This window comes from Zoogloea sp. JDB1 (assembly GCF_056724025.1).
In genome coordinates, this window is the sequence record NZ_CM161496.1 from 1,974,605 (window position 1) to 1,987,251 (window position 12,647).

At 64.0% G+C, this 12,647-nt stretch carries 12 protein-coding genes and 1 tRNA gene; 9 read left to right on the forward strand and 4 right to left on the reverse strand.

Annotated elements, in window-relative coordinates:
* The first annotated feature begins 96 nt into the window (after positions 1 to 96).
* From AC1PPK_RS08740 to AC1PPK_RS08780, 9 genes are all read left to right on the forward strand, one after another.
* Positions 97 to 1,821: a tetratricopeptide repeat protein gene (locus AC1PPK_RS08740; protein ID WP_481117450.1), complete on the forward strand. Its 1,725-nt coding sequence runs from the start codon at positions 97 to 99 to the stop codon at positions 1,819 to 1,821.
* Positions 1,818 to 2,396, forward strand: coding sequence for a lipoprotein insertase outer membrane protein LolB (gene lolB / locus AC1PPK_RS08745; RefSeq protein ID WP_481117451.1), 579 nt, complete (start codon positions 1,818 to 1,820; stop codon positions 2,394 to 2,396). The genes AC1PPK_RS08740 and lolB overlap by 4 nt, the downstream gene beginning before the upstream one ends.
* Before the next feature lies 1 nt (position 2,397).
* Positions 2,398 to 3,258: a 4-(cytidine 5'-diphospho)-2-C-methyl-D-erythritol kinase gene (gene ispE / locus AC1PPK_RS08750; protein ID WP_481117452.1), complete on the forward strand. Its 861-nt coding sequence runs from the start codon at positions 2,398 to 2,400 to the stop codon at positions 3,256 to 3,258.
* A gap of 18 nt (positions 3,259 to 3,276) precedes the next feature.
* Positions 3,277 to 3,353: transfer RNA gene (locus AC1PPK_RS08755), tRNA-Gln, on the forward strand.
* Positions 3,354 to 3,426: 73 nt separating this feature from the next.
* Positions 3,427 to 4,377 (forward strand): ribose-phosphate pyrophosphokinase, encoded by a 951-nt coding sequence (locus AC1PPK_RS08760; protein WP_481117453.1) that lies wholly within the window; start codon positions 3,427 to 3,429, stop codon positions 4,375 to 4,377.
* A gap of 89 nt (positions 4,378 to 4,466) precedes the next feature.
* Positions 4,467 to 5,066 (forward strand): 50S ribosomal protein L25/general stress protein Ctc, encoded by a 600-nt coding sequence (locus AC1PPK_RS08765; protein WP_481117454.1) that lies wholly within the window; start codon positions 4,467 to 4,469, stop codon positions 5,064 to 5,066.
* Positions 5,067 to 5,096: 30 nt separating this feature from the next.
* Positions 5,097 to 5,696: an aminoacyl-tRNA hydrolase gene (pth, locus tag AC1PPK_RS08770; protein WP_481117455.1), complete on the forward strand. Its 600-nt coding sequence runs from the start codon at positions 5,097 to 5,099 to the stop codon at positions 5,694 to 5,696.
* Between the two features lie 102 nt (positions 5,697 to 5,798).
* The gene (locus AC1PPK_RS08775; RefSeq protein WP_481117456.1) at positions 5,799 to 7,421 is read left to right on the forward strand and encodes a methyl-accepting chemotaxis protein; all 1,623 of its coding nucleotides are present in this window, start codon (positions 5,799 to 5,801) and stop codon (positions 7,419 to 7,421) included.
* Between the two features lie 186 nt (positions 7,422 to 7,607).
* Complete coding sequence (locus AC1PPK_RS08780; RefSeq protein WP_481117457.1) at positions 7,608 to 8,684, forward strand: NAD-dependent epimerase/dehydratase family protein; 1,077 nt, start codon at positions 7,608 to 7,610, stop codon at positions 8,682 to 8,684.
* Positions 8,685 to 8,701: 17 nt separating this feature from the next.
* Here AC1PPK_RS08780 and AC1PPK_RS08785 read toward each other — a convergent pair whose 3' ends face one another.
* The 4 genes from AC1PPK_RS08785 to AC1PPK_RS08800 all read right to left on the reverse strand — a co-directional run bounded on the left by AC1PPK_RS08785 (position 8,702) and on the right by AC1PPK_RS08800 (position 12,641).
* Positions 8,702 to 9,658 carry a branched-chain amino acid ABC transporter permease gene (locus AC1PPK_RS08785; RefSeq protein WP_481117458.1) on the reverse strand — a complete coding sequence of 319 codons (957 nt, stop codon included), beginning with the start codon at positions 9,656 to 9,658 and terminating at the stop codon, positions 8,702 to 8,704.
* Positions 9,659 to 9,680: 22 nt separating this feature from the next.
* Complete coding sequence (locus AC1PPK_RS08790) at positions 9,681 to 10,562, reverse strand: branched-chain amino acid ABC transporter permease (protein WP_481117459.1); 882 nt, start codon at positions 10,560 to 10,562, stop codon at positions 9,681 to 9,683.
* Positions 10,563 to 10,668: 106 nt separating this feature from the next.
* Complete coding sequence (locus tag AC1PPK_RS08795; protein ID WP_481117460.1) at positions 10,669 to 11,883, reverse strand: ABC transporter substrate-binding protein; 1,215 nt, start codon at positions 11,881 to 11,883, stop codon at positions 10,669 to 10,671.
* A 35-nt stretch (positions 11,884 to 11,918) separates the two neighbouring features.
* Complete coding sequence (locus AC1PPK_RS08800; protein ID WP_481117461.1) at positions 11,919 to 12,641, reverse strand: ABC transporter ATP-binding protein; 723 nt, start codon at positions 12,639 to 12,641, stop codon at positions 11,919 to 11,921.
* Between the last annotated feature and the right edge of the window lie 6 nt (positions 12,642 to 12,647).

Genomic DNA, 12,647 nt, shown 5'->3' on the forward strand with positions numbered 1-12,647 from the left:
GTGCGATCCAACCGGTGTCCGGGGGCCGTCGGTGCCATCACCTTCCGCCCCGCATGGCGGCTGCGGCCTTCTCCATCACCTTGTCAGAGCCCTTTAATGACGTCTTTCATTCGCATCGTGCGCCCGGCCCGCCTGCTGGCCGTTCTGTTGATAGCGGGGGGGCTGGCGACGGTGGCGCGGGCCCAGGAGTCCGCTGTGGAAGACGTGGTGGATGCTGTCGCGACGTATCCCGAGCAGCAACTGACGCCACAGATCCTGTACCAGCTGATGCTGGCGGAAATCGCCGGTGCACGCGGGCAACTAGTCGTGTCGGCGCGTTCCTACCTGGATCTTGCCAAGCGCACACGGGATCCCCGGATCGCCCGGCGCGCCGCGGAAATTGCTGTGGTCTCGCGCCAGGCCGATCTGGCCAGCGAGGCTTCACGCCTGTGGCTGGAGCTTGACCCGGGCTCGTTGCAGGCTCAGCAGCTGGCCAGCGGTGCGTTTGCCAACGAGGAGCGCATCGAGGAGTTTACCGCGCAGCTGGCCAAGGCGCTGGCCCAGCAAGGGCCAAACGTCGGTGTGACACTTATGGGGCTCAACCGCGGGTTGGCACGGATTCCCGACAAGGTGCTGATCCGGCGCCTCGTGAATGAACTGACCGAACCCTACCTGGACCGCCCCGAGGCGTATTTCGCGCGCGCCAACGCGGCCTTTGTCGCGGGTGATGTGGCGGGCGCTTCCGAGGCCCTCGATGGCGCTCTGGCGATCCGGCCGGATTGGGAGCAAGCGGTCATCCTGAAGGCCCAGTTCCAGCAGGAGGCCTCGCCGGGCGTCGGTGTGCAGACCCTGCGCAGCTACCTCGGCACCAACCCCGAATCCCGCGAGGCCCGTATCGTGCTCGCCCGCATGTTGGTGGCCAGCCGGGAGTTCGCTGCTGCGCGAGAACAGTTCGAGATCCTGCTCAAGCTGGCCCCCGAAGACCGGGATGTGGTCCACGCGGCTGGGCTGCTGGCCATGCAGCAAGGCGATCGCCAGGCCGCCGAGGTCCATTTCCGTCATCTGTTGAATCTAGGTTTCGGCGATCCGGATATCATCCGCATGTACCTTGGCCAGATTGCCGAGGATGCCAAGCGCTACGACGATGCCCTCAACTGGTATCGGGCGGTGGCGCCGGGCCCGCAGTTCATCGGCGCCCAAGTGCGCTTCGCCCAGGTGCTGGTCAGCCGTGGCAAGCTGGCCGAAGGCCGCCAGCATCTGCAGGCTGCCGCCAGCGCAGCGCCCCAGGACAAGCTCCAGTATGTGCTGGCAGAGGCGCAGTTGCTGCGGGACGCCAACCGGATGGAGGATGCCTTCGAGGTGCTCGACGAGGCCTTGCGCCACGATCCGGAGAATACCGATCTGTTGTACGAGTCCGCGCTGGCCGCCGAGCGACTCGGCCGCGTGGAGGCGATGGAGGGGCGTCTGCGCAAGGTCATCGCCCTCAAGCCCGACCAGGCCCATGCCTACAATGCGCTCGGCTACTCCCTCGTCGACCGCAACATGCGCCTCGACGAAGCGGAGAGGCTGATTCGCAAGGCGCTCAGCCTCTTGCCCGGCGATCCCTTCATCATCGACAGCCTGGGCTGGGCTCTGTATCGCAAGGGCAGGCTCACGGAGGCCCTGGAACAATTGAAGACGGCTTTCGAACTGCGCGCCGATCCGGAGATCGCGGCTCATCTGGGCGAAGTCCTGTGGATGCTCGGACGGCGGGACGAGGCGGCCAAGACATGGCGCGAGGCAGCTCAAGCCAACCCTGACAATACCGTGCTGGCCGACGTGATAAAGAAATTCAAGCCGTGAGACGAATCCTTGCCGCGAGCCTGCTGCCGCTGATCCTTGGTGCCTGCGCAATACAGCCGGTGGCGCCGCCGGCTGCCGCAAAAGCACCGGAAGCGCCGTCCATGGCTGCGCTGCCTCGTTTCGAGATCGACGGCCGCCTGCAGGTGCGGGACGGCGACAAGACCGCCGCCGTCGGTGTCGAATGGATGCACGCCGAGGAAGGGGATGAATGGCTGTTCTCCGGTCCGTTGGGGCAGGGGGTGGCGCGTATCCAGTCCGATCCGGGTGGCGCCCGCATGACCCTCGCCGATGGCAGGCGCGTAGAGGCCGCTTCGGCGGCAGAGCTGGCTGAGCGCCTGTTCGACGTGCAGGCGCCCTTTGCCCAGTTACCACGTTGGGTGACCGCCCGCTTGCCGGGCGGTGCGGATGTCCGTCAGCTCGATACTGTGGGGCGCCCGCTGCGCGTCATCGACCAGGGATGGACCGTTGAGTACCTGGAATACACCGACGACGACCGGGCGGCACTGCCCCGCAAGATCGACATCCACCGTGGCGACACCCGGCTGCGCCTGATCATCGATACCTGGAATCCCTGACGTGATCCTTGCCCAATTCGATCCGGCAGCCACCATCCGCGTGGCTGCCCCGGCCAAGATCAACCTCTTTCTGCACATCGTCGGGCGCCGCCCGGATGGCTACCATTTGCTGCAGACCGCCTTCCGCATGCTCGATTGGGGCGACGAGATCACGCTCCGTCGTCGCGACGACGGTGTGATCCTGCGTACTACCGAAGTGCCGGGTGTGCCCCCTGAGTCCGACCTGGTGGTGCGGGCCGCAAAGGCGCTGCAGGCGGCGACGGGCTCTACCTTGGGAGCGGAGATCGGCGTCAGCAAGCAGATCCCGATGGGCGGCGGCCTGGGAGGCGGAAGTTCGGATGCGGCTTCGGTGCTGCTCGTGCTCAACAGGATCTGGGGCTGCGGGCTGTCTCGCCAGCGCCTGCAGGAAATCGGTCTCAAGCTGGGAGCCGACGTGCCCTTCTTCATCTTCGGGGAGACCGCTTTTGCCGAGGGCGTGGGGGAGGATCTGACCCCCCTGAGCGTGCCGCCCGCCTGGTACGTAATGGTGGCTCCGAGCGTTTTTGTGCCAACTTCAGAAATATTTTCTGATCCCCTGTTGACACGCGATAGTGAAATCCTAATAATGCAGGCCTTCGCAACGCACACAACGCGAAACGACATGCAAGCAACAGCGTGCAGGAAGTTTCCGAAAGTGGCTGAAGCGCTTGATTGGTTGTCGCAATACGGGGCAGCAAGGATGAGCGGTTCGGGAGCTTGTATCTTCGCTCCCTTCGATACGAAGGAAGCGGCAGAGCAGGTTCTAGCCAAAGCGCCGCAGGGTTTGAAGGTCTGGGTAGCCGAAGGGCTCGACAGGCACCCTCTGCAGAGCTGGGTTGTGTAAGTAGCGAAAACGATTTCTTGGGGAGTCGCCAAGTTGGTCAAGGCACCGGATTTTGATTCCGGCATTCGAAGGTTCGAATCCTTCTTCCCCAGCCAAATTATGCGGGCAGGTCAAAAACCTGCCCGTTTTGTTTTAAGCTGTTCTAAATCGCAGTAACGAGAGGTGATCATGGCTTCGGGCAGCCTGATGGTTTTCACCGGCAACGCCAACCCCAAACTGGCCGCAGATGTGGTGCGCCGCTTGGGCAAGTCTCTGGGTTCCGCCACTGTAGGGCGTTTCTCCGACGGCGAAGTCAATGTCGAACTGCTGGAGAACGTGCGGGGCAAGGACATCTTCGTCCTCCAGCCGACCTGCGTTCCCACCAACGACAACATCATGGAACTGCTGATCATGGTCAACGCGCTGAAGCGCGCGTCTGCCGGCCGGATCACCGCAGCCATCCCCTACTTTGGTTACGCCCGCCAGGATCGCCGTCCGCGTTCCGCCCGCGTGCCCATCACCGCCAAGGTGGTGGCCAACATGCTGCAGGCGGCCGGTGTCCAGCGCGTTCTGACCGTCGATCTTCACGCCGACCAGATCCAGGGCTTCTTCGACATTCCGGTGGATAACATCTACGCAACCCCGGTGTTGCTCGATTACCTGGAAAAGCAGAAGTACGACGACCTGATGGTCGTGTCGCCGGACGTTGGTGGTGTGGTTCGCGCCCGAGCCTTTGCCAAGCGCCTTGAGTGCGATCTGGCGATCATCGACAAGCGTCGTCCGAAGGCCAACGTCTCCGAAGTGATGAACATCATTGGTGAGGTCGAAGGCCGTACCTGTGTGATCATGGACGACATCGTCGATACCGCCGGTACCCTTTGCAAGGCTGCTCAAGCGCTGAAGGAAAACGGTGCCAAGCGCGTGCTGGCCTACTGTACGCACGCAGTGCTGTCCGGCCCGGCGATCAGCCGTATCAACGAGTCCGACCTCGACGAACTGATCGTCACCGACACCATCCCGCTGTCCGACGAGGCCAAGGCCTGTAGCAAGATCGGCTCGGTGTCCATCGCCGACCTGCTTGCCGATACCATCCTGCGGATCAGCAACGAAGAGTCAGTGAGTTCGCTCTTCACGGAGTAAATCATCAAGTTTTGAGCCGGCGGGTGAAAGCCCGCCGGCTTTTTTCAGCCTGTCTGGTCGCGGACAGGCTTTTTACTGGAGTAGTACTGATGACCATTCAATTCAATGCCAAGTCGCGCGTTCAGCAGGGTTCGAGTGCGAGCCGCCGCCTGCGTCGTGCCGGCAGCGTGCCCGCCATCGTTTTCGGTGGTTCTGCCGCTCCCCAGCAGGTCGAAGTTGATCACAACGAGATCTACCACGCCCTGCGCAACGAAGCCTTCCATTCTTCCGTGCTGAGCATGGTCCTGGATGGCGCCGTTCAGTCCGTGATCCTGAAGGACACCCAGTGGCACCCGTACAAGCAGCAAGTGCTGCACCTGGACTTCCAGCGTGTTGACGCTACCCACAAGATCCACGTCAAGGTGCCCCTGCACTTCGTGAACGCCGAGATCGCTCCGGGCGTCAAGCTCGACGGCGGCATCGTGTCCCACGTCATGACCGAAGTCGAACTCGAGTGTCTGCCGGGCGATTTGCCTGAGTTCATCCAGGTCGACCTGAAGGATCTGGCTTCCGGCCACTCCATCCACGTGTCCAACCTGGTTCTGCCGGCCGGCGTCAAGGCGCTGACTCACGGTGAAGACCCCGTCGTGGCGACGATCCTGGCCGTCCGTGGTGGCGCCGACGAAGCTGCCGAAACCCCGGCCGCCTGATTCTCCCCGGGATTGCGAGGTCGATAACGCATGAGCCAGTTTGCACCCAAGCTCGTCGTCGGCCTCGGCAACCCCGGTGCGGAATACGCTGAAACCCGGCATAACGCCGGGTTTTGGTTTTGTGAGCGCCTGGCCCGCGATCTGGGCACCAGCTTCAGCAAGGAAGCCCGTTTTCACGGCCTCGCCGCCAATGCCCGCAATGAAGGCGTTTGGCTGTTGATGCCGCAGACCTTCATGAACCGCTCCGGCCAGTCGGTGGCCGCGCTGGCGCGTTTCTATCGCATCGCACCCGCCGAGATTCTTGTGGTGCATGACGAACTCGATATTCCTCCCGGCCAGTTGCGCGTCAAGTTCGGCGGTGGCCTGGGTGGCCACAACGGCCTGAAGGACATCACCGCCCACTTGGGAACCCAGGACTTCTGGCGCCTGCGTATTGGCATCGGCCACCCTGGTGACCGCAACGAGGTGGTGAACTTCGTCCTCAAGCCGCCCCGGCGAGAGGAAGCAACACTCATCGATGAGTCCATCGATCGTGCTTTGTCGGCCTGGCCGCTGATTGCGCGGGCCGACTGGAACGGGGCAACCCAGCGCCTCAATACCCGCGCCGTCGAGCCGAAAACTCCCCGTTGATTTCGCCGCGAGGCTTAAAGCCCGCGGAGCCTTTGCCGTATACCTCCCATAGACAACAACTAACCGGAAATCAAAAACCGGCACCAATCTGGGGTGGTAAGCATGCGCAAGCTATCGGATACGCCTATCTGGCTACGTCTGACGGGGGCGATCTGGCTGATGCTGGTGATCGCTTGGGGGGGCATGATCGTGTGGGAGACCCGCGTCAATCGGGACATTGCGATTGCGCAGGCGGAAGACTTCGCGCACAGCATCCACGAAATGACCATGGCCGGCCTGACCGGCATGATGATTACCGGCACTGTGGGGCAGCGGGAGGTTTTCCTCGACCAGATCAAGCAGCTGTCGGTGATCCGCGATCTCGAAGTGATACGCGCCGACGCGGTCAGCAAGCAGTTCGGCCCCGGCAACCGCAAGATGCCGACCCTCGACGAGGATGAAAAGCAGGCCTTGAGCAGCGGGAAGGCCATGGTTCGGGTCGAACATGGCAACGGCACCGGCGAGTACCTGCGGGTCGTAAAGCCGGCGCTGGCGTCCACCAATTACCTTGGCAAGAACTGTACGGCCTGCCATCAGGTAACGCCGGGCACGCCATTGGGTCTGGTGAGCATGAAGATTTCCCTCGACCGGGTGAACGAGGCGGTGGACACTTTTCTGTGGAAGAGCATCGTCAGCGCACTGGTGGTGTCGATACCGCTGATCGTCTTCGTGATGTTCTTCATCCGGCGCTTCGTCGTGAAGCCGCTCACCGAGATGAATAACAGTCTGGCCGAGATCGCCAAGGGCGAGGGTGACCTGACCCGGCGCCTGACGGTGGCTGGGCAGGACGAGATCGGCAAGACCGCATCCACCTTCAACGAAATGCTCGGCACGATTGCGCAACTGGTGCGGCATGTGTCCGAATCGGCCGCGCGGGTGACCAGTTCGGCGCACCAGCTGTCGTCCAGTGCCGGCCGGGTGGCCGACGGGTCCCGCCGCCAGAGCGATCAGTCGGTGAGTGCGGCCGCATCGGTGGAGCACATGGCGGCCAACATCGCGAACGTGGCGGCCAGCGCCGAGCGGGTACACCAGCGTTCCCAGGAGAGCTTGAAACAGGCCGGAGAAGGCAGCCGGACCCTCGATTCCCTGGTGGCGGAAGTGAGCTACGCCGAGAGCGCGGTGCGTGAAATGGCGTCGTCGGTGGAGCAGTTCGTCGAATCCACTACGGCGATCACGACGATGACTCAGGAGGTGCGTGATATTGCCGAGCAGACCAACCTGCTGGCCCTCAACGCCGCCATCGAGGCAGCCCGGGCCGGCGAGCAGGGGCGCGGTTTCGCCGTGGTGGCGGACGAGGTGCGCAAGCTGGCCGAGAAGTCGGCCCGCTCCGCCGGTGAGATCGACGCGGTCACGTCGCGTCTCAGCAAGCAGTCGGTGGCAGTGCGGGAATCCATCCAGCAGGGCCTGGAGCATCTGGCGTCCAGCCGTGAAGCGGTATCCACGGTATCCAGCGCGATCTTGGCCGGTAACGAGTCGGTGGTGGCCGTCGGACATGGCCTCGACGAGATCGCCGAGGCGACCGAGCAGCAGCGTTCGGCCAGCGCAGCGGTGGCCGAGAGCATCGAGTCGATCGCCGCGATGGCGCGGGACAATAATGAAGCTGTCGAGTCCACGGCCCGCGCCGCCCAGGACATGGAGAACCTCGCGAGCCAGTTGCAGCAGACGGTGTCGCGTTTCCGGGTTTGAGTGGGGTATGCGCTGAACAAAGCGGACGGCTACGGTCGTCCGTTTTGCTTTTGGGGCTGCTGCGTTCAGCCCACCGGATGGAACGCTACCTGCTTGCCAGGCTGCCCGAGTACAGCCGGCCGTTCCTTGTGCCCGCAAACGGTGGGCCCGGCCGCTTGTCCGTGACATTCCGGAAGCCATCCTGTCATGAACCCGACACCCAGCCTGCCCACCCGCGACGACAAGGTCTTCGTGGCCGGCCATCGCGGCATGATCGGTGCCGCCCTCGTGCGTGCCCTCGAAACCCGCGGCTACACCGACATCCTGGTCCGCAACGACATTCAGCTCGACATCCTCGATCAGCGTTCGGTCTTCGAGCTGATCGAGTTCCAGCGCCCCTCGTACGTCTTCTGTGCCGCCGAGCGCCTGCCGTCCGGCGACGCGGAGGAGCCGGGCCGGGTGCTGTTCGAGAACCTGACGATCCAGAACAACCTCATCCACGGCGCCCACGAGGCGGCGGTGCGCTGGCTGGCTCTCATCGCGGCAGATGGCATCTACCCGGCCGGTGCGGTGGAGCCCGTCGCAGAGTCTGCGGCGATGAGCGGACCACCGGCGACCGGTGCCCATGGCCAGGCCAGGCTGGCCGGCGTGCAACTGTGCGATGCCTACGGCGCGCAGTATGGCCAGCCCTTCGTCAGCATCGTGCCGTCCTGCGTCTATGGTCCGGCGGACAGCTTCGATCTGCATGGTGGCCGGCCGGTCCCTGTGTTGTTGCGTCAGCTGCATTTGGCCAAGCTGGTGCGTGGTTTGGCGCTCGATGCGATTTCAGCTGACGAGAAGCGCCATGGGCGCATTCCGGACGATGTACTCGCACGCCTCGGGCTGGCGCGGGGGGAGGGCAAGCGCGTAGTGGCGACCGGCGCCGAGCCGGCCATCGTGTTGCCCTGGGCTGCCGACACGCGTTGGGATCTGGTCTTTGCTGACGATCTGGCGGCAGTCTGCGTGGACCTGATGGAGCGGTGCTACGACGGGCCGATGCTCAATGTGGGAAGTGCGACCCCGGTGACGCTGGCCGAGCTGGCCAGCGCGCTGGCGGCAGTGGTCGGTTTCGAGGGCAATATCGAGTTTTCAGCGACGGCGGCAGCCGGCTCGCCGCTGCTCGATACCGGCCGCCTGTCGGCTCTCGGGCTGGTGGCGAAAACCTCCCTCGAAACCGGGCTGATGGCGACCTACGCGGACTACACCGCGGAGCGCAAGAAGAAGGCTGCCGCCGTCGCGGCCTGATGGTGCGGCCGTCCGTGTCAGCGGATACCGGCCCGCTGGATCAGCGCCTGGATCTCGCCGACGATGCCGCGCCGGAAGGCCAGTACGCACGCGACGAAGATCGCCCCCATGATCACCGTTACCCACGAGCCGACCTTGTCGGCCAGTTCGTTTTGCAGGCTGACGATGGTCGCCGAGCCGACCGCCGGGCCGAGAATGGTGCCGAGGCCGCCAAGCAGGGTCATCAGGACCACCTCGCCGGAGGTGTGCCAATGCACGTCAGAGAGCGACGCCAGCTGGAACACCAGGGTCTTGGTCGCGCCGGCGAGGCCGGCAAGAGAGGCCGAGATCACGAAGGCCAGCAGCTTGAATTTGGCCACGTCGTAGCCGAGGGACACGGCCCGCGGCTCGTTCTCACGGATGGCCTTGAGGATCTGTCCGAAGGGCGAGTGGATCGTCCGGTAGATGATGAAGAAGCCGAGGCTGAACACCGCGTACACCAGGTAGTACATGGCGATGTTGTCCGACAGGTCGATGACGCCGAACAGGTTGCCGCGGGGGACGCCCTGCAGGCCGTCCTCGCCGCCGGTGGCGGGTACCTGCAGGACCAGGAAATACACCATCTGGGCGAGGGCCAGCGTGATCATCGCGAAATAGATGCCGGTGCGGCGGATCGCCAGGATGCCGAACAACCAGCCGAGCAGGCCGGCGCTGGCGGTGCCGGCCAGGATGCCGACCTCGGGCGAGACGCCGGAATCACGCACCAGCAGGCCGCACACATAGCCTGCCGTGCCGAGAAAGGCCGCGTGGCCGAAGGACAGCAGGCCGGCGAAGCCGAGCAGCAGGTTGAAGGCGCTGGCGAACAGCGCGAAGCAGAACAGCTTCATCAGGAAGGTCGGGTACACCGCGAACGGCGCAAGCAGGCCGACGACGAACAGGCCGGTGTACAAGACCTCGGTCTTGATCAGGGCGCTGGGCTGGGCGGGAGAATTCACGCTGACTCCTGGTTTCCGTGGTTCAGGCCTTGCCGAACAGGCCCGCAGGCCGCAGCAGCAGGACGACGACCATGATGACGAAGACGACGACGGCGGAGGCTTCCGGGTAGAAGACTTTGGTCAGGCCCTCGATGAGGCCCAGCCCGATACCGGTCACGATGGAGCCGAGGATGGAACCCATGCCACCGATTACCACGACGGCGAAGACCACGATGATCAGGTTGGAGCCCATCAGCGGATTGACCTGGAACACCGGTGCGGCGAGCACGCCGGCAAAGGCCGCCAGCGCCACGCCGTAGCCGTAGGTGAAGGTGATCAGCAGCGGCACGTTGATGCCCAGCGCCTGGACGATCTGCGGGTTCTCGGTGCCGGCACGCAGGTAGGCGCCGAGACGGGTCTTCTCGATCATGAACCAGGTGCCGAAGCACACCGTCAGCGACGCGACGACGACCCACGCGCGGTACAGCGGCAGGAACATGAAGCCCAGATGGATGCCGCCGGACAGGGCTTCCGGCACCTCGTAGGATTCACCGGAGATACCGAACTGGTCGCGGAAGATGCCCTCGATGATCAGCGCCAGCCCGAAGGTGAGCAGCAGGCCGTAGAGGTGGTCGAGCTTGTAGAGCTTGCGCAGCATGGTGCGCTCGAGGAGCACGCCGAGCAGGCCGACCAGCAGCGGCGCGGCGATCAGGGCAACCCAGTAGTTGACCTCGAACTTTGTCAGGGCCAGCCAGGCGATGAAGGCGCCCATCATGTACTGCGCGCCATGGGCGAAGTTGATGATGTTGAGCAGGCCGAAGATGATCGCCAGCCCTAGGCTGAGGATCGCGTAAAAGGAGCCATTGATCAGCCCGACCAACAACTGGCTGCCGAGCAGGGCGGTCGGGACGCCGAAGATTTCCATGGGGCACTCCAGTCCTGGTATTGCGTCGGGCTACCAGACAGTGTTGGGGAGGCTGCTCCCTGTGGCGGCGACTGACGCCACCGCCACAGGAGAGGGGCTGCCGCGATTACTTCTTGACCAGCGGGCATCGCGACTGGGACAGGGGCTGAAAGGCCTCGGCCGCCGGGATGGTCTGGCGCACCGTGTAGTAGTCCCACGGGTACTTGGATTCGGACGGCTTCTTCACTTGCATCAGGTACATGTCGTGCACCATGCGGCCGTCGTCGCGGATCTGTCCGTTCTTGGCGAAGAAGTCGTTGATCGGTGTCTTCTTCATCTGGGCCATGACCTTCTTGGTGTCGTCGGTGCCGGCCGCCTTGACCGCCTTCAGGTAGTGGTAGATCGACGAGTACTGGCCAGCCTGGACCATCGTCGGCATCTTTTTCTGCACGCTGAAGAAACGCTTCGACCAGGCACGGGTTTCGTCGTTGAGATCCCAGTAGAAACCTTCGGTCAGGTACATGCCCTGGGTGGACTTGAGGCCCAGCGCGTGCACGTCGGTGATGAACATCAGCAGCCCCGCCAGGGTCTGGGTCGGCGTGATGCCGAACTCGGCTGCCTGCTTGATCGAGTTGGTGGTGTCGGCGCCGGCGTTGGCGAGCCCAATGACCTGGGCGCCGGAGGCCTGGGCCTTGAGCAGATAGGAAGAGAAGTCCGAGCCCGGGAAGGGGTGACGCACAGAGCCAAGCACCTTGCCGCCATTGGCGGTGACCACCGCCGAGGCGTCCTTTTCGAGGGCCTGGCCGAAGGCGTAGTCGGCGGTGATGAAGAACCAGTTCTTGCCGCCTTGTTTGGTGACTGCCTTGGCTGTGCCGTTGGCAAGGGCATAGGTGTCATAGGTGTAATGCACCGACACGTCGTTGCACTGCTCGTTGGTGATGGCCGTGGAGCCGGGGCCGTTCATGATCGCAATGCGATCCTTCTCCTTGGCCACCTTCATCACTGCCAGTGCGGTGGAGGTGGTGACCAGTTCGGTGGCGGTATCCACGCCCTCGCGTTCGAACCACTCGCGGGCCTTGTTGGAGGCGATGTCGGCCTTGTTCTGGTGGTCGGCGGTGACCACCTCGATCTTGAAGTTTGGCTTCTCCTTGGCGATGAAGTCCTCGACGGCCATCTTGGTGGCCAGTACTGCACCGGAGCCGGCCAGGTCGGAATAGGTGCCGGACAGGTCGGTGAGCACGCCGATCTTCACCACGCCGCCGGAGATCTGCGCGTGGGCGCCGGCGGACAGGGTGGCGAGGGCTGCGGCACAGGCCAGGCTCATTGTCTTTTTCATGCTCATGTCTCTCACTCCTTCTGTTTGTTGTGTGGGGATGTTCAGACGCCCAATGTGTGGTGCAGCCAATCCATGCGGCCGGGCAGCTCTTCCTTGCTGATCGTGGCCAGGATCTCGCCGTGCTCCAGCACGTAGTGGCGGTCGGCCAGCGGCGCGGCGAAGCGGAAGTTCTGCTCCACCAGAATGATCGTGAAGCCGCGCGCCTTGAGCGCGTTGATGACTTCGCCGAGCTTCTTGACGATGACCGGCGCCAGGCCTTCGGTGATCTCGTCGAGCAGCAGCAGCTTGGCGCCGGTGCGCAGCACGCGGGCCATCGCGAGCATCTGCTGCTCGCCGCCGGACAGCTTGGTGCCCGGGCTGTTGCGGCGCTCCAGCAGATTGGGGAACATCGCGTAGAGCTCGTCCACCGACATGCCGCCACTGGCCACCTGCGGTGGCAGCAGCAGGTTCTCCTCGGTGGACAGGGAGGCGAAGATCGCGCGTTCCTCGGGTACGTAGCCGATGCCGTAGCGGGCCATGCGGTGGGTCGGCTCAGCGATGACTTCCTTGCCATTCAGCATGATCGAACCGCTGCGGCGGCCCACCAGTCCGAGGATGGATTTGAGGGTCGTCGAGCGGCCGGAGCCGTTGCGCCCCAGCAGCGTGACGCACTCGCCGCGCCCGATGTGCAGGTCGATGCCGTGCAGGATGTGGGATTCGCCGTAGAACGCGTGCAGGTCGCGGATGCGCAGCATCTCGGGCTTGGGGTCGAAGGCGCTGGTCATGGGGCG